The 15,698-nt window shown below is 69.1% G+C and carries 16 protein-coding genes; 15 read left to right on the top strand and 1 reads right to left on the bottom strand.

The window, feature by feature from the left end:
• Positions 1-176: 176 nt before the first annotated feature.
• The 7 genes from OHB21_RS35365 to trmD all read left to right on the top strand — a co-directional run bounded on the left by OHB21_RS35365 (position 177) and on the right by trmD (position 5,120).
• Positions 177-1,271 carry a metal-dependent hydrolase family protein gene (locus tag OHB21_RS35365; RefSeq protein WP_195126112.1) on the top strand — a complete coding sequence of 365 codons (1,095 nt, stop codon included), beginning with the start codon at positions 177-179 and terminating at the stop codon, positions 1,269-1,271.
• Between the two features lie 401 nt (positions 1,272-1,672).
• The gene (locus OHB21_RS35360) at positions 1,673-2,218 is read left to right on the top strand and encodes a Uma2 family endonuclease (RefSeq protein WP_195126113.1); all 546 of its coding nucleotides are present in this window, start codon (positions 1,673-1,675) and stop codon (positions 2,216-2,218) included.
• A 150-nt stretch (positions 2,219-2,368) separates the two neighbouring features.
• Positions 2,369-2,920, top strand: coding sequence for a dihydrofolate reductase family protein (locus tag OHB21_RS35355; RefSeq protein ID WP_195126114.1), 552 nt, complete (start codon positions 2,369-2,371; stop codon positions 2,918-2,920).
• Between the two features lie 219 nt (positions 2,921-3,139).
• The gene (gene rpsP / locus OHB21_RS35350; protein ID WP_067514135.1) at positions 3,140-3,574 is read left to right on the top strand and encodes a 30S ribosomal protein S16; all 435 of its coding nucleotides are present in this window, start codon (positions 3,140-3,142) and stop codon (positions 3,572-3,574) included.
• Between the two features lie 82 nt (positions 3,575-3,656).
• Entirely contained in the window at positions 3,657-3,899 is a 243-nt protein-coding gene (locus OHB21_RS35345) for an RNA-binding protein (protein ID WP_067514134.1), read from the top strand.
• A gap of 4 nt (positions 3,900-3,903) precedes the next feature.
• A complete protein-coding gene (rimM, locus tag OHB21_RS35340) occupies positions 3,904-4,428 on the top strand; it encodes a ribosome maturation factor RimM (RefSeq protein ID WP_067514133.1) in 525 nt (174 codons plus the stop codon).
• Positions 4,429-4,430: 2 nt separating this feature from the next.
• A complete protein-coding gene (trmD, locus tag OHB21_RS35335) occupies positions 4,431-5,120 on the top strand; it encodes a tRNA (guanosine(37)-N1)-methyltransferase TrmD (RefSeq protein ID WP_067514132.1) in 690 nt (229 codons plus the stop codon).
• Between the two features lie 284 nt (positions 5,121-5,404).
• On the opposite strand, the gene OHB21_RS35330 is transcribed toward trmD, so the two are convergent.
• Entirely contained in the window at positions 5,405-6,259 is an 855-nt protein-coding gene (locus tag OHB21_RS35330; protein ID WP_067514131.1) for a helix-turn-helix transcriptional regulator, read from the bottom strand.
• Positions 6,260-6,356: 97 nt separating this feature from the next.
• Between OHB21_RS35330 and OHB21_RS35325 the strand changes: the two genes are divergently transcribed.
• The 8 genes from OHB21_RS35325 (at position 6,357) to OHB21_RS35290 (ending at position 15,646) form a co-directional block, all read left to right on the top strand.
• Entirely contained in the window at positions 6,357-7,997 is a 1,641-nt protein-coding gene (locus OHB21_RS35325; RefSeq protein WP_067514130.1) for an AMP-binding protein, read from the top strand.
• Positions 7,997-9,634, top strand: a complete 1,638-nt coding sequence (locus OHB21_RS35320) for an AMP-binding protein (protein WP_067514129.1) — start codon at positions 7,997-7,999, stop codon at positions 9,632-9,634. Before OHB21_RS35325 ends, OHB21_RS35320 begins: the two co-directional genes overlap by 1 nt.
• 159 nt (positions 9,635-9,793) lie before the next feature.
• On the top strand, positions 9,794-12,220 hold the full coding sequence (locus tag OHB21_RS35315) for a Tex family protein (protein ID WP_084538195.1): 2,427 nt from the start codon (positions 9,794-9,796) through the stop codon (positions 12,218-12,220).
• 18 nt (positions 12,221-12,238) lie between these two features.
• Complete coding sequence (locus tag OHB21_RS35310) at positions 12,239-13,114, top strand: hypothetical protein (protein WP_067514128.1); 876 nt, start codon at positions 12,239-12,241, stop codon at positions 13,112-13,114.
• A gap of 162 nt (positions 13,115-13,276) precedes the next feature.
• Positions 13,277-13,618: a 50S ribosomal protein L19 gene (gene rplS / locus OHB21_RS35305; RefSeq protein ID WP_067514127.1), complete on the top strand. Its 342-nt coding sequence runs from the start codon at positions 13,277-13,279 to the stop codon at positions 13,616-13,618.
• Positions 13,619-13,701: 83 nt separating this feature from the next.
• The gene (lepB, locus tag OHB21_RS35300) at positions 13,702-14,484 is read left to right on the top strand and encodes a signal peptidase I (protein WP_407675085.1); all 783 of its coding nucleotides are present in this window, start codon (positions 13,702-13,704) and stop codon (positions 14,482-14,484) included.
• A 90-nt stretch (positions 14,485-14,574) separates the two neighbouring features.
• Entirely contained in the window at positions 14,575-15,294 is a 720-nt protein-coding gene (locus OHB21_RS35295; RefSeq protein ID WP_067514146.1) for a ribonuclease HII, read from the top strand.
• Positions 15,295-15,340: 46 nt separating this feature from the next.
• Positions 15,341-15,646: a DUF2469 domain-containing protein gene (locus OHB21_RS35290; protein WP_067514125.1), complete on the top strand. Its 306-nt coding sequence runs from the start codon at positions 15,341-15,343 to the stop codon at positions 15,644-15,646.
• The last annotated feature ends 52 nt before the right edge of the window (positions 15,647-15,698 follow it).

Here is a 15,698-nt window from a genome sequence, read left to right as displayed (position 1 = left end):
GAGCTGTGCCCGTCGGACCCGGCCCGGCGCGATCGGATCTCATGTCGGCGGGTGGAAGGCTGGAACCGGTCCGGTCTGTGCATGCCGGGTCGGGGTGGCGTACCCCCGTGTGTGGGTGGTCGTCGACTTCACGGGCGGAGTAGGTTCGGTGGAGCCGACTCGCGAGGAGGTTGCCGATGCATCTGCGTGGTGTTGTTCTGCCCGGTGACGAGGTGCGCGACCTGTGGGTGCGCGACGGGCGGGTGACCTTCGAGCCGGTGCCCGGCGCCGAAACCCTGTGCGACACAGGGTGGATCGTGCCCGGTCTGGTGGACGCGCACTGCCACGTCGGCATCCGGTACGGCGGGGGCGACGAGACTCGCGAGGGCGCGATCGCGCAGGCCGAGACCGAACGCGACGCGGGCGCGTTGCTGTTGCGCGACGCGGGCTCCCCGATCGACACCCGGTTCATCGACGAGCGCGAGGACCTGCCGCGCATCATCCGCGCGGGCAGGCACATCGCGCGGCCCAAGCGCTACATCCGCGAACTCGGCATCGAACTCGACGACGAGCGCGACCTGCCGGAGATCGTCGCCGAGCAGGCGCGGTTCGGCGACGGGTGGGTCAAGATCGTCGGCGACTGGATCGACCGATCCGTCGGCGACCTGCGCCCGCTGTGGAGCGACGCCGTGCTGAAGGAGGCGATCGACGCCGCCCACGCCAACGGCGCGCGCGTCACGGCGCACGTGTTCGGCGAGGACGCACTGCCCGGCCTGCTCGAGGCGGGCATCGACTGCATCGAACACGGCACCGGCCTCACCGACGAGACCATCGAGCTGATGGTCGAGCACCGCACGGCCTTGGTGCCGACCCTCGTCAATATCGACACCTTCCCCGATATCGCCGACAGCGCGGGCAAGTTCCCCGTGTACGCCGCGCACATGCGCGACCTGCACCGCCGCGTCCGCCGCACCATCGCCGACGCCCACGACGCCGGCATCCCCATCTACACCGGCACCGACGCGGGTGGCTCCATCCACCACGGCCGCATCGCCGACGAGATCACCGCCCTCACCGAAGCAGGTTTCTCACCCCACGACGCCCTCGGTGCGGCCTCCTGGCACGCCCGCACCTGGCTCGGCCACAGCACCATCGAAGAAGGCGCCCCCGCCGACTTCGTCGTCTACCCCGAAGACCCCCGCACCAACCTCGCCACCCTCACCACCCCGGCTCACGTGGTCCTCCGCGGCCACGCCTACCCCCGCGCCAACCCGGTGACAGCCCACCGGTGAGCTGTGTCGGCGCCGTCGGTTCAAAGAATGTTTGGGACCCGGCCGCTCTTTGGCCCACCCGCCTACGACCGGTGCGAGTCAACTACCTGCGGGCGGCTCGGGGCGGATGGGGCCACCATGTAGGACAATCGACCACTTGTGGGAATTAGCGTATGAATTAACGTGAGTTATGGGTGACAAATCCACTCGGTTCGGGGTAGAAAATGGCAAGCACTATCTGTGCGATACCCCGGGGGAGGGCACGATCAGACGGATAGGACGACGATGACAGCCGAGGTTGCGATGCCCCACTCCCTTGGCGAGATGACTGTGCAAGACTGGTACGACGAAGCACGGTTTCCCGCACCGGTCGGATCGAAATCTGTTGTCTTCGAGGGATTCATCGCGAGGGGGGTGCGAGGATGATGATTTCACCACTCCCGAAGTTGTTGTCATTGGCGGAATGGGACGCGCTGCCCGAGAACACGAGCAGCCATGTCGAACTTCAGGAGGGTGTGCTCATCGTGTCGCCGCGGCCGAAGCGTCAGCACGCGCGGGCGGGGTTGCGGTTGGCTCGGCAGTTGCAGGTACAGCTGCCGCCCAAGTGGGAAGTGCTTCCCGAGTTCGAGGTGTGCGTCGACGAGGGCAGGGAGCCGACCGTGCGTGTTCCCGACCTGGTGATCACTCGGGAGGACGGTCCGGAGGATCGGTTGGCGGCTGCCGACGCCCTGCTGGTGGTGGAGATCATCTCGCCGGGATCGCGCCGAACCGATACGGTCACCAAACCCTTCGAGTACGCGAGGGCGGGTATTCCGCACTACTGGGTGATCGACCCCGTCGCGCCACTGTCGCTCACCGTCTACCACCTCGCGGGCGAGTTCGGTTACGTCGAATCGCCCGCTGTCAGCGGACAGTTCAGCACCACGGTCCCGTTTCCCCTGACCATCGATCTGGACAGCCTGATCTGAGGGCAAATCTCCGGCTCGGCAAACCGCAGTGCGCCGGGCGTGCGGGGAGTCGTACCCGGCGAGGGTGGCGCACCGTCAACCGGCACTTGCCGATGAGTTCGCGTGCCGCGTCTCGTCGCTACTACAAGGGCGACGACGAGGAGGTTCCGCATGCGCGACTTGGTGGTGACCCAGAACATCACGGTGGACGGCGTCATCGATGCGTCCGAGGGATGGTTCACGGTGGAGGACGAGTCGGTGGACGAGTCCGACATCCTGGCGGAGTTGATGGAGCAGACGGCGCGGTCCGACGCGATTCTGTTCGGGCGGACGACATTCGAGGAAATGCGCGGCTACTGGCCGGAGCAGACCGACGACAAGACCGGCATCACCGACGACCTGAACCGCACGACGAAGTACGTCGTGTCCAGCTCGATGACGGACCCGGGCTGGCAGAACTCCGTGATCCTGCGCGACCTCGACGGCGTCCGCGCGGTGAAACAACAGCCGGGCCGCGACATCGTGTGCACCGGCAGCATCACCCTGGTCCACCACCTGATCGAGGCGGGCCTGGTCGACGAGTTCCGCCTGTTCGTCTACCCGGTCGTGCTCGGCCACGGTGCGAAGCTGTTCACCGAGGGCGCGAAGGTGCCCCCGCTGCGCCGCACGGCGACCAAGACGTTCCGGTCCGGCGTCGTCCTGCTGTCCTACCGCACCGACTAGCTCGCGGAATCGGTGAGTGCACCCGACCCCACCGGGAGGCGATTTCGGCAGACCGCGCCCGGTCTGGCAGAATGATCGACCGTCCTCATGGACAGTGTCAGCCCGTCTCCGGTTACGTACCGCGCGGCGGTCACACACTTCAAGCGTGAAACCGGGCTCGCAGACCGTGCGGGTCGCTGAATCGCGCGGTGACCAACTACCTGAAAGAGGCAGATCAGCATGGCTGTTCGCATCAAGCTCACCCGCCTGGGCAAGATCCGCAACCCCCAGTACCGCGTCGTCATCGCCGACGCCCGCACCCGCCGCGACGGCCGGGCCATCGAGTCCATCGGCAAGTACCACCCGAAGGAAGAGCCCTCGCTGATCGAGATCGACTCCGAGCGCGCGCAGTACTGGCTGGGCGTGGGCGCGCAGCCGACCGAGGCCGTGCAGCGCCTGCTGGAGATCACCGGCGACTGGCAGAAGTTCAAGGGCCTGCCGGGCGCCGAGGGCACCCTGAAGGTGAAGGCCGCCAAGCCGTCCAAGCTGGATCTGTTCAACGCCGCGCTGGCCGCCGCCGACAACGAGCCGGTCGCCGAGGCCGTCACCCCGAAGAAGAAGGCCAAGAAGGACGACGCCGCCGAGGCCGAGGCCGCCACCGAGGCTGCCGAGTAATCGTGAACGAGCGCAGCGAGCGAACCATCGACACAGCGCCCACCGGGCTCACGGCGGAGCCGAGCGCCAGCGAGGCGGAGTCGTGAGCGCGGTCGTCGCCGATGCCGTGGAGCACCTGGTGCGCGGCATTGTCGCCAATCCCGAGGACGTCCGCGTCGAGCTGATCACCGGCCGCCGCGGGCGCACCGTCGAGGTGCACGTCCACCCCGAGGACCTGGGCAAGGTCATCGGCCGCGGCGGGCGCACCGCCACCGCGCTGCGCACCCTGGTCGCCGGTATCGGCGGCCGCGGCATCCGGGTCGACGTGGTCGACACCGACCAGTAATCGGATGGAACTCGTCGTCGGGCGGGTCGCCAAATCGCACGGTGTGCGCGGCGAACTCGTCGTCGAGATCCGCACCGACCGGCCCGACGAGCGTTTCGCGGCGGGCGCCACCCTGCGTGGCCGCCTGCCGCGCTCGTCGCAGGTCCGCGATTTCACCGTGGAGTCGGCCCGCGAGCACTCGGGCCGGCTTCTGGTGTTTCTCGCGGGCGTGTCCGATCGCACCGCCGCCGACGCCCTGCGCGGCACCCTGTTCGTGGTGAACAGCGAGGATCTGCCCCCGTCGGACGATCCGGACGAGTACTACGACCACGAACTCGAAGGTCTCGCGGTGCGGCTCACCGACGGGTCCGAGGTGGGCACGGTCACCGAGGTGCTGCATTCGGCGGCGGGCGAACTGCTGTCGGTGCGCGCCGCCGACGACGGGCGCGAGATCCTGATCCCGTTCGTCACCGCGATCGTGCCGACGGTGTCGCTCGCCGAGGGCGTGGTGGTCATCGACCCGCCCGAGGGTCTGCTCGATCCGGAGTGACCATGCGGATCGATGTCGTCACGATCTTCCCCGAGTACCTGGACCCGCTGCGCACGGCCCTGCTCGGCAAGGCCATCGACAAGGGCCTGATCTCCGTGGACGTGCACGATCTGCGCCGCTGGACGCACGACGTGCACAAATCCGTCGATGACGCCCCCTACGGCGGCGGCCCCGGCATGGTCATGAAGCCCACCGTGTGGGGTGACGCCCTGGACGAGGTGTGCCCCGACGACGCCCTGCTGGTGGTCCCTACCCCGGCGGGCGTGCCGTTCACGCAGGCCACCGCGCACCGCTGGGCGGACGAGCGGCACCTGGTGTTCGCCTGCGGCCGCTACGAGGGCATCGATCAGCGCGTCTTCGACGACGCCGCCCGCCGCGTGCGCGTCGAGGAGGTCAGCATCGGCGACTACGTCCTCATCGGGGGCGAGGCGGCGGTGCTGGTGATGACCGAGGCCGTGGTGCGCCTGCTCCCCGGCGTGCTGGGCAATCAGCAGTCCCACCAAGAGGATTCGTTCTCCGACGGCCTCCTCGAAGGCCCCAGCTACACCCGCCCCGTGGTGTGGCGCGACCTCGAGGTCCCCCCGATCCTCCTCTCCGGCGACCACGCCAAGGTCGCCGCCTGGCGCCGCGAACAATCCCTCGAACGCACACGAGAAAGACGCCCGGACCTGTTGCCCCCGGAGGAGCGGTAGGCCGTCCGGACATCAGGCGGCGTTCAGGTCGAGCGGGCGGATCGGACGCCTCCGCGAGGCGCTGTGAGATCGATTTCTGCGACGAGAGCGACAGATTCGCGATCGTGGAGCTCGGGATGCGAAACCTGTCGCGCCGCTGAACTGTCAGGGCGACACTCGCCGTGCATCCGGCCCGGCAGTGCGTACTCGCCTCTCCGGCCGCCATCCCCGTGTCGAAGTCCATCCGGCGCCTCAGCGGCCCGGCCGCGTCGACCGAGCGTCGCGCCGCACGGTCATCTCCCGGCTCAGGGCAGCAGGCCGAGCCGCCGCGCCGTCACCACCGCTTCGTGCCGGGAGTGCGCGTCCAACTTCGTCATCGCGTTGCGCAGATAACTCTTCACCGTCTCCGGCCGCAGTGAAAGACGCTGAGCGGCTTCCTGATTGGTGCAGCCGAGCGCGATCTCGGCGAGCACGTCGAGTTCGCGGCGGGACAGGCGCGGCGCGTCGGGGGCGGGCTCGCCGGTGAGGACGCGGGTGAGCCGGGCACAGACGCGGTGCAGCCGGTCGCGTAGGTCGTTGTCGTCGGGCAGGGCGCGCGCCACCGAGCGCAGTTCGGCGTTGATATCGCGCAGTTCCTCGGTGACGGCGGGCGCGGTGGCGGCGGCGGGAGTCACCGATTCGAGCAGCCGCAGCCGCCGGTCCACCTCGTCGCGAATGGTGAACTCGGTGGCCAGCCGCTGCCCGGCCAGCACCATGAGGTCGGCGGTGCGGTCGCCCATCGGGCTGCCGCCGCGGGTGGCGGCATACAGCACGGCGCGGGTGCGGTCGTCCACCACCACCGGCACCGCCAGCACCGACCGGATGCCCTCGCCCGACACGGGCCCGTCGTAGTGGTGCGTAATCGACGAGGCCCGCCGGTAGTCGGCGACCGACGCGGGCCGCCGCATCTCCATGACGCGTCCGCCGAGCCCGGAGGAGCGCCGCACCGGCAGCCCGCGCAACCCGTTGGTCATGGTCCCGACGAACTCGGTGAGCAGCAGCGTGTCCTCGTGCACTTCACCGCCGAACAGCACGGGTACACCGGCCCGGCTTGCGACCCAGCGGATCTCGGCGCGCAGCGCGTCACCGTCGCGCGGGCGGAGCAGGTGAGTGGTGGTCATGGGGACTCACCCCTTTTCGGGGGTAGTAACGAACGTGATGTGCCGCACATCCTAGTGGACACCAGGGTGGCCTGGATCACCAACGAGGAGAGCAAGCATGAGCACCGATCCGGACGCGCGGGTGCGCGCGCTGCTGGCGGATTACGACGGACCCGACGCCTGTGCGGCGGAACTGCTCTGCGACCGGCATCCCGCCGACGCCGTCGCGTTCACGGTGATCGAGGCGGATCTGAGCGCCACCGATCTCACCTACGGTGAGCTGCGCGAGCGCTCGGCCCGCTTCGCGGCGGCGTTGGCCGGGCTGGACATCGAGCCGGGCGATCGGGTCGCCACACTGATGGGCAAGTCGGCGGAGCTGATCGTCGCGCTGCTCGGCATTTGGCGTCGCGGCGCGGTGCACGTGCCGCTGTTCACGGCGTTCGCGCCGCCCGCGATCGCATTCCGCTTGGACGCGAGCCGCGCCGCGCTGGTGCTCGCCGACGCCGACCAGGCGGCCAAGCTCGCGCCCGGCGACGACATCGCGGCCGAGGTGCCGTGGCGGCTGGCCGTGGTGGGCGGATCCGGCGCGGACGTCCGTGCCGACGCGCTGAGCTTCGCCGATCTGATGGAGAACCACGCCGCCGACGATCCGCGGGCGGCCGCCGTCGCGGTCGGCGGTGACGGACTGCTGGTGCAGCTGTTCACCAGCGGCACCACCGGCACCCCGAAGGGCGTGCCGATCCCGGTGCGCTCGCTCGCTTCGTTCCACGCCTACCAGGAGTTCGCGCTCGACGTCCGCCCCGACGACGTGTTCTGGAACGCCGCCGATCCGGGCTGGGCCTACGGGCTGTACTACGCGATCCTCGCGCCGCTGGCCTCGGGCACCCGCAGCCTGCTGCTGCACGCGGGCTTCTCCCCGTCGCTGACGTGGGAGGTGCTGCAACGGTTCGGCGTCACGAACTTCGCCGCCGCTCCGACCGTCTACCGCGCGCTGCGCGCCGACGACTCCGTGCCCACCGGTATCGCGTTGCGCCGCGCGTCCTCGGCGGGCGAGCCGCTCACGCCGGAGGTCGTCGCCTGGTCGGAGCGCCACTTGGGCGTCGCGGTGCGCGATCACTACGGCCAGACCGAGCACGGCATGGTCATCTGCAACGCCTGGCACGAGGATCTGGACTCCGCCGCCCCGCTCGGTTCCATGGGCAGGCAGCTGCCGGGCTGGTCGTGCGCGGTGCTGTCCGACGACGCCGATGTGGAAGCCGCGCCCGGCGAACTCGGCCGCGTCGCCATCGACACCGAACAAAGCCCGCTGCTGTGGTTCCTCGGCTACCTCGACGCCCCGGAGCGCACCGCGCAGCGCTACACCGCCGACGGCCGCTGGTACCTGACCGGCGACGCCGGCTCCCGCGACGCCGACGGCTTCTTCCACTTCTCCGCCCGCGACGACGACGTGATCATCATGGCGGGCTACCGCATCGGCCCGTTCGAGGTGGAGAGCGTGCTGGTCCTGCACGATGACGTAGCCGAGGCCGCGGTCGTCGGCCTGCCCGACGAGTTGCGCGGCGAAGTGCTGGAGGCGTTCGTGGTGCCCCGCCCCGGCGTCGAAGGCACACCGGAGCTGGCCGCCGAGTTGCAGCAGCTGGTCAAGGACAAGTTCGCGGCGCACGCGTATCCGCGCCGGGTGCGGTTCGTCGAATCGCTGCCGAAGACACCCAGCGGCAAGGTGCAGCGGTTCGTGCTGCGTCAGCAGGGAGTGGCGTGATGATCGCCGTGCCGAGCTACGCCTCCGGCGTCTCCGACGCGCCGCTGCTGGGTGACACCATCGCCACGAACCTGCGGCGCACGGCGGCCGCGCATCCGGATCGCGAAGCGCTGGTGGACGTTCCGTCCGGCCGGCGCTGGACCTATCGCGAGCTGCTGGCGGCCGTCGACGCCGTCGCGACCGGACTGGCCCGGCGCGGCATCGGCAAGGGTGACCGGGTCGGCATCTGGGCCCCGAACTGCGCGGAGTGGGTGTTCACCCAGTACGCGACCGCCGCGCTGGGCGCGATCCTGGTGAACGTCAACCCCGCGTACCGCACCTCGGAATTGGGGTACGTGCTGCGGCAGGCCGGGGTCCGGATGGTGATCGCCGCACCGGAGTTCAAGACGTCGAACTACGTGGCGATGATCGAGGAGGTCCGGCCGGAATGCCCCGGGCTGGAACAGGTGCTGATCCTCGGTAGCCCGGAGTGGGACGAGGTCGCGCGTACATCGGCCGACGGCGACCGGTTGGCCGAGATCGAGGCGACGCTGTCGGCGGACGACCCGATCAACATCCAATACACCTCGGGCACCACGGGTTTCCCGAAGGGCGCGACGCTCAGCCACCACAACATCCTCAATAACGGGTATTTCGTGGGTGAGCTGTGCGGATACACCGAACAGGACCGGATCTGCGTGCCGGTGCCGTTCTACCATTGTTTCGGCATGGTGATGGGCAACCTCGCCGCGACCAGTCACGGTGCGGCCGTGGTGATCCCGGCCCCGTCGTTCGATCCGGCCGCGACCCTGTCGGCCGTCACCGCAGAACGCTGCACGTCGCTCTACGGTGTGCCTACGATGTTCATCGCCGTGCTGGCGGAGCTGGACGGTCAGCTCGAGAAGTCCGGCGCCGCACCCGATCTGACCGGATTGCGCACCGGGATCATGGCCGGTTCGCCATGCCCGGTCGAGGTGATGAAACGGGTCATCGACCGGCTCGGCATGCACGAGGTGTGCATCTGCTACGGCATGACCGAGACCTCCCCGGTGAGCACCCAGACCCGCCGTGACGACGACCTCACCCGGCGCACCGCCACCGTGGGCCGCGTCGGCCCGCATCTGGAGGTCAAGATCGTCGATCCCGCAACGGGTCTCACCGTGCCGCGCGGGGAACCGGGCGAACTGTGCACGCGCGGTTACTCGGTCATGCTCGGCTACTGGGAACAGCCCGACAAGACCGCCGAGGCGATCGACGCCGCCCGCTGGATGCACACCGGAGACATCGGCGTGATGGACGCCGACGGCTACATCGCGGTGACGGGTCGCATCAAGGACATGGTCATCCGGGGCGGCGAGAACATCTACCCCCGCGAGATCGAGGAGTTCCTCTACACCCACCCCGATATCGTCGACGCGCAAGTCATCGGCGTCCCCGATCCGAAGTACGGCGAGGAGCTGATGGCGTGGGTTCGCCTGCGCGACGGCGCCGCCCCGCTCACGGCCGAGTCCCTGCGCGAGTTCTGCGCCGGCAAACTCGCCCACTTCAAGATCCCCAAGTACGTCCACCTCGTCGACGAGTTCCCCATGACGGTCACCGGCAAGATTCGCAAGGCCGAAATGCGGGAGATCGCAAAGGAATTGCTCGGCGACGCGTGAGGCGGCCCGGTCCTCGCGAGGTGCGCACGCCGGCAGGCGATCTCGCCGAGCACGTGGACAGGTTGCCTGATCCGCCGCGATCCGGGCGACAGCCCACGATCGGCTCCGCCGCACCCACACCCGGCGAGCGGTCGCGCGGCGGCGGACTAGTCTGTGGGCGTGACGACAGCGCCTGAGATCGCCAGTTCAGAGTCGAACACCGCCGCGCCGACCGCCGCCCTCGCCAGTGTGGGCAGGCGCATCGCCGAGGAACTCGGGGTGCGCGAGAGTCAGGTGCGCGCCGCCGTCGAGTTGCTCGACGCCGGGTCGACCGTGCCGTTCATCGCGCGGTACCGCAAGGAGGTGACGGGCGGCCTCGACGACGCGCAACTGCGCACGCTGGACGAGCGGCTGCACTATCTGCGGGAATTGGACGAGCGTCGCGGCGCGATCATCGAGTCGATCAAGAGCCAGGGCAAGCTCGACGCCGAGCTGCACAAGCAGTTGATGCTCGCCGAGACGAAGGCGCGGCTGGAGGACATCTACCTGCCGTACAAGCCCAAGCGGCGGACCAAGGCGCAGATCGCGCGCGAGGCCGGGCACGAGCCGGTGGCCGACGCGTTGATCACCGACCCGTCCACCGATCCGGCGCAGTACACCGCCGAACAGCTCGACGGTGCGCGCGCCATCCTGGTGGAACGGTTCGCCGAGGACGCGGACCTGGTCGGTGAGCTGCGCGAACTGATGTGGAACCGGGGTCAGCTGACTTCCTCGGTGCGGCCCGGCAAGGAGGAGGCGGGCGCGAAGTTCGCCGACTACTTCGAATTCAGTGAACCGTTCAACAAGCTGCCCTCGCACCGCGTGCTGGCGCTGCTGCGCGGGGAGAAGGAGGAGGTGCTCACCCTGCACCTCGAGCCCGACACCGAGGAGCCGGCGCCGGGTGAGCGCACCGTGTACGAGACGAGAATCGCGGCGCGCTTCGGCATCGCCGACCGGGGCCGCCCGGCGGATTCCTGGTTGCTCGACACGGTCCGCTGGGCGTGGCGCACCAAGCTCCAGGTGAGCCTGGGCATCGACACCCGGATGCGGTTGCGGCAGGCGGCGGAGAAGGACGCCGTCGACGTGTTCGCCACCAACCTGCGCGATCTGCTGCTGGCCGCACCCGCGGGCACCAGGGCCACCATGGGCCTGGACCCGGGCTACCGCACCGGCGTGAAGGTCGCGGTGGTGGACGCCACCGGCAAGGTCGTCGCCACCGAGGTCATCTACCCGCACAAGCCGCAGGGTCAGACCGAGAAGTCCCTCGCGGTGCTGGGCGCGTTGGTCGCCCGGTTCGGCGTGGAGCTGATCGCGATCGGCAACGGCACCGCGTCACGCGAAACCGACGCCCTCGCCGCCGAACTCATCAACCGCATCGGCGCGGCGGGCGGCAACAAGCCCACCAAGATCGTCGTGTCGGAGGCGGGCGCGTCGGTGTACTCGGCGTCGGCGTACGCGTCGCAGGAACTGCCGGAGCTGGATGTGTCGCTGCGGGGCGCGGTGTCGATCGCGCGCCGCCTGCAGGACCCGCTCGCCGAGCTGGTGAAGATCGATCCGAAGTCCATCGGCGTCGGCCAGTACCAGCACGACGTGTCCGAGACACTGTTGGCCCGCTCGCTGGGCGCCGTGGTCGAAGACGCGGTGAACGCGGTCGGTGTGGACGTGAACACGGCGTCGGTGCCGCTGCTCTCGCGCGTGTCGGGTATCGCGTCCTCGGTCGCGGAAAGCATTGTCGCGCACCGCGATCAGAACGGTCCGTTCCGCAGCCGCACCGCCCTGCTCGACGTGCCCCGGCTGGGCCCGAAGGCGTTCGAGCAGTGCGCGGGCTTCCTGCGCATTCGCGGCGGTGACGACCCGCTCGACTCCTCCGCCGTGCACCCGGAGGCTTACCCGGTGGTGCGCCGGATCGTGGAGCGCACCGGCCGCGACGTGCAGGAGATCATCGGCAATTCCACGGTGCTGAAAGGCCTGCGCCCGGCCGATTTCACCGATGAGAAGTTCGGCGTGCCGACCGTCACCGACATCATCAGCGAGTTGGACAAGCCGGGCCGCGACCCGCGCCCGGAGTTCAAGACCGCCGAGTTCGCCGCGGGCGTGGAGAAGGTCGCCGACCTGGAGCCGGGCATGGTGCTCGAGGGCGTGGTCACCAACGTCGCCGCGTTCGGCGCGTTCGTGGATGTGGGCGTGCACCAGGACGGACTGGTCCACGTGTCGGCCATGTCGCACTCCTTCGTCAAGGACCCGCGCGAAGTCGTCAAGTCCGGTGACGTGGTGAAGGTGAAGGTGCTCGAGGTCGACGTCGCCCGGCAGCGCATCGGGCTGTCGCTGCGCCTGGACGACGAGCCCGGCCAGGCGGGCAAGCCCGCGTCCCAGCGCGGCCAGGGCGGTCGCGGCGAGGGTGGCGGTGGTCGCGGTGACGGCCGAGGCGGGCGCGGGGACGGCAAGGCACGGCAGAATGGTCAGGGTCGGCAGCAGCAGGGCCGCACCCAGGGCTCGCCACGGCGCAACGCCCCCGCGCCGAGCGGTTCCATGGCGGATGCGCTGCGCCGGGCTGGTTTCGGACAGTAGGCGGCGGCGGAGGCGGCCATGCGGCGGTGGCTCGAAGACGATGTGATCGCGTACGGCCGCCTGCCGCTGCTGTGTTTCCTGCTCGGATTCATCATCGGGTTCCTGTTCATCCGGCTCAGCGTCCGGATGATCCGGGCGAAGGTGCGGTGGTGGCCGGGGAATCTGCGCGCCGGTGACGTGCACGTGCACCACATGGTGTTCGGCGTGGTGCTGGTGCTGGGCTCCGGGCTGGGCCTGGTCGCGGTGGCCGAGGACGCCGAACGGTGGACGTCCTCGGCACTGGCGGCCGCGTTCGGCGTCGGCGCGGCCCTGGTGCTGGACGAGTTCGCGCTCATCTACTACCTGAAGGACGTCTACTGGGAGGAGCAGGGCCGCACCTCGGTGGACGCCGTGTTCGTCGCGCTGGCGGTGACGGGTCTGCTGCTGCTCGGTTTCCACCCGCTGTCGCTGCTGGAGATCAACGACTTCCGCGACACCGCCGACGGCTGGGCGCGCGGCCTGATCGTGGTGTTCGCGATCGTCAACCTGGTGCTGGCCGCGATCGTCATCGCGAAGGGCAAGATCTGGACCGGCCTGTTCGGCATGTTCTTCCCGCCGCTGCTGATCGTGGGTGCGTCGCGGCTGAGCAGGCCGGGTGCGCCGTGGGCGCGCTGGCGTTACGCCGACCGCAGGCGGCTGATGTACCGGGCGATCGTGCGGGAACGCCGCTATCGCAGGCCCGTGATCCGCGCGAAGATCTTCGTGCAGGACCTGGTGGCCGGTAAACCGAACGTCGAGCACGTGCGCACGGCGGCCGAGGCCGAACTCACCCGTACGGTGATCCCGGCCCCGCCCTCGCCGCACCATCACCGGCACCACCTGCACGCGCTCTGGCCCGAACGCGCCGATCACTGACGGGGCCGATTTTCCCGGCCCCTGTCTGATCTGGCACAATGCTCGGGTTGCCCCGGGTGCTAGTTCGACCCCGGAAGCATCCCCCTAATTCGGAGCATGAACCGGTCGAGCACGCAGGTGCCGCCAGGGTCCTCTGTTCGCGCGAACTCCAGAAGGATGAAAATGAACACCCTTGACTTCGTCGACGAAAAGTCGCTGCGCAGTGATGTCCCCGACTTCCGTCCGGGCGACACCCTGAATGTGCACGTGAAGGTCATCGAAGGCTCGAAGGAGCGCATCCAGGTCTTCAAGGGCGTCGTGATCCGTCGCCAGGGCGGTGGCATCCGCGAGACCTTCACCGTCCGCAAGGTGTCGTTCGGTGTCGGCGTGGAGCGCACCTTCCCGGTGCACAGCCCCAACATCGACCACATCGACGTCGTGACCCGCGGTGACGTCCGCCGGGCGAAGCTGTACTACCTGCGTGAGCTGCGCGGTAAGGCGGCCAAGATCAAGGAGAAGCGCTGAGCGCTTCGGCCTGAACCGGCACGAATGATCTCTTCTGGCCCGGCACCATACGTCAGTCATGGTGCCGGGCTAGTCTGTTCGGCGTGGCAGACGAGAGTGAGTCGGTGTCGGTGTCCGGGTCGGGAGACGAGGAGCCGGGGCGGCGCGGTAGGCGCCGGAACAAGAAGCAGCGCAAGCAGCGTCCTTTCTGGCAGGAACTGCCGATTCTCATCGTCATCGCCGCCGTCATCGCGGCGCTGATGGTCACGTTCGTCGGGCGGCCGTATGTGATCCCGTCCCAGTCGATGGAGGAGACCCTCCAGATCGGCGACCGCATCTACGTCCAGAAGATCAGCTACTACGGCAGTGGCGAGCCGCAGCCGGGCGACGTGGTCGTCTTCGTGGGACCGCCGTCCTGGAACGAGCGGTACCAGTCCATCCGCTCCGACAACGTCGTGATCCGCGGACTCCAGAACTTCCTCTCCTTCTTCGGCCTGGTGCCGCCCGACGAGAACGATCTCGTCAAGCGCGTGATCGCGGTGGGCGGCCAGACCGTGCAGTGCTGCGACGAACAGGGCCGGGTGCTGGTCGACGGCAAACCCCTGGACGAGCCGTACGCCGTCTATGACTTCCCGTACACCCCCGGCCAGTGCGCGGGTGTCGGTTGCCCCGTCAGCGGGCGGGAATTCGGTCCCATCGAGGTGCCCGAGGGCCACCTGTGGGTGATGGGCGACAACCGCAACCAGTCGTCGGACTCCCGCTTCCACGTGCGCGACGATCTGACCGGCACCGTCCCCGTCGACAACGTCCGCGGCAAGACGATCGTGAAGATCTGGCCGCCGACCCGGATCGGCACGGTGGGTTCGCAGAACCCGCAGACGAACTGACGGGCGCGGTCGCAGGATAATCGAACGGTGGGGCGAGCCGGAGTGGGAAACGCAGTGACGGCGGGCCGGACATGGCCGCCGCGTGTCGTGATGCGCAAGGCGTCGGGGCTGCGCACGCTGGAAGCGGCGCTGATCCGCAGCGGTCTGGGCCCGGTGGCCGGCGTCGACGAGGCGGGGCGCGGTCCGTGCGCGGGTCCGCTGGTGGTGGCGGCCTGTCTGCTCGCGCCCAAGTCCTACGACAAGCTCGCCGGGCTCGACGACTCCAAGAAGCTCACCGAGGCCACGCGCGAGGAATTGTTCCCGGTGATCACGCGGCTGGCGCTGGCCTGGAAGGTCGTCGTGGTCCCGTCGTGGGAGATCGACGCGATCGGCATCCACGTGGCCAATATCGAGGGCATGCGCCGCGCCGTCGCCGGGCTCGGGCACACGCCCGGCTATGTGCTCACCGACGGATTCCGGGTGCCCGGTATCCCGGTGCCGTCACTGCCGGTCATCGGTGGTGACGGCGCGGCGGCCTGCATCGCGGCGGCCAGCATCCTGGCCAAGGTGACCAGGGACCGGATGATGGTGGAGCTGGACGCGCGCCACCCCGGATACGGCTTCGCGGCGCACAAGGGCTACAACACGCCCGAGCACACCGCCGCGCTGAACGCGCTCGGACCGTGTGACGAACACCGCCGTTCGTGGCGGAACGTGCGGGAAGCATTGGCCATGACCTCGGGTTCGAGGGTCGCCGACGCGGTCCGAACGGCCGCGGAAGACGCTGTCGGAGACGGCCGAGTGGCTACCGACGCCGCCCATGCGCGATGATGTCCGCAGACGACGCAGTGCGGCGAGAAGGAGGACATTCCACCCGATGAGTGCCGAGGACCTCGAGAAGTACGAAACCGAGATGGAGCTCTCGCTGTATCGCGAGTACAAGGACATCGTCGGTCAGTTCTCGTACGTGGTGGAGACCGAGCGTCGCTTCTACCTGGCCAACACCGTCGAGCTGCGCCCGCAGAACGCCGATGGCGAGGTGTATTTCGAGGTGCGGATGAGCGACGCGTGGGTCTGGGACATGTACCGGCCCGCCCGGTTCGTCAAACACGTGCGGGTCATCACGTTCAAGGACGTGAACATCGAAGAGCTGGAGAAGCCCGACCTGCGGCTTCCCGAGTAGGTTAACGCGCGGCGCGGCCGGGCCGACCGGTCGCGCGCGGGGTTGTCCACAG

The sequence above is a fragment of the Nocardia puris genome, assembly GCF_036051655.1.
GTDB lineage: Bacteria > Actinomycetota > Actinomycetes > Mycobacteriales > Mycobacteriaceae > Nocardia > Nocardia puris.
Note: the sequence above shows the minus strand (reverse complement) of the source record. Positions and strands in the feature narration are given on the sequence as shown.

Coding starts and splice junctions, on each gene's coding strand:
- OHB21_RS35365 (WP_195126112.1), top strand. CDS start 177: ATGCATCTGCGTGGTGTTGTTCTGCCCGGTGACGAGGTGCGCGACCTG.
- OHB21_RS35360 (WP_195126113.1), top strand. CDS start 1,673: ATGATGATTTCACCACTCCCGAAGTTGTTGTCATTGGCGGAATGGGAC.
- OHB21_RS35355 (WP_195126114.1), top strand. CDS start 2,369: ATGCGCGACTTGGTGGTGACCCAGAACATCACGGTGGACGGCGTCATC.
- rpsP (WP_067514135.1), top strand. CDS start 3,140: ATGGCTGTTCGCATCAAGCTCACCCGCCTGGGCAAGATCCGCAACCCC.
- rimM (WP_067514133.1), top strand. CDS start 3,904: ATGGAACTCGTCGTCGGGCGGGTCGCCAAATCGCACGGTGTGCGCGGC.
- trmD (WP_067514132.1), top strand. CDS start 4,431: ATGCGGATCGATGTCGTCACGATCTTCCCCGAGTACCTGGACCCGCTG.
- OHB21_RS35330 (WP_067514131.1), bottom strand. CDS start 6,259: ATGACCACCACTCACCTGCTCCGCCCGCGCGACGGTGACGCGCTGCGC.
- OHB21_RS35325 (WP_067514130.1), top strand. CDS start 6,357: ATGAGCACCGATCCGGACGCGCGGGTGCGCGCGCTGCTGGCGGATTAC.
- OHB21_RS35320 (WP_067514129.1), top strand. CDS start 7,997: ATGATCGCCGTGCCGAGCTACGCCTCCGGCGTCTCCGACGCGCCGCTG.
- OHB21_RS35310 (WP_067514128.1), top strand. CDS start 12,239: ATGCGGCGGTGGCTCGAAGACGATGTGATCGCGTACGGCCGCCTGCCG.
- rplS (WP_067514127.1), top strand. CDS start 13,277: ATGAACACCCTTGACTTCGTCGACGAAAAGTCGCTGCGCAGTGATGTC.
- OHB21_RS35295 (WP_067514146.1), top strand. CDS start 14,575: ATGCGCAAGGCGTCGGGGCTGCGCACGCTGGAAGCGGCGCTGATCCGC.
- OHB21_RS35290 (WP_067514125.1), top strand. CDS start 15,341: ATGAGTGCCGAGGACCTCGAGAAGTACGAAACCGAGATGGAGCTCTCG.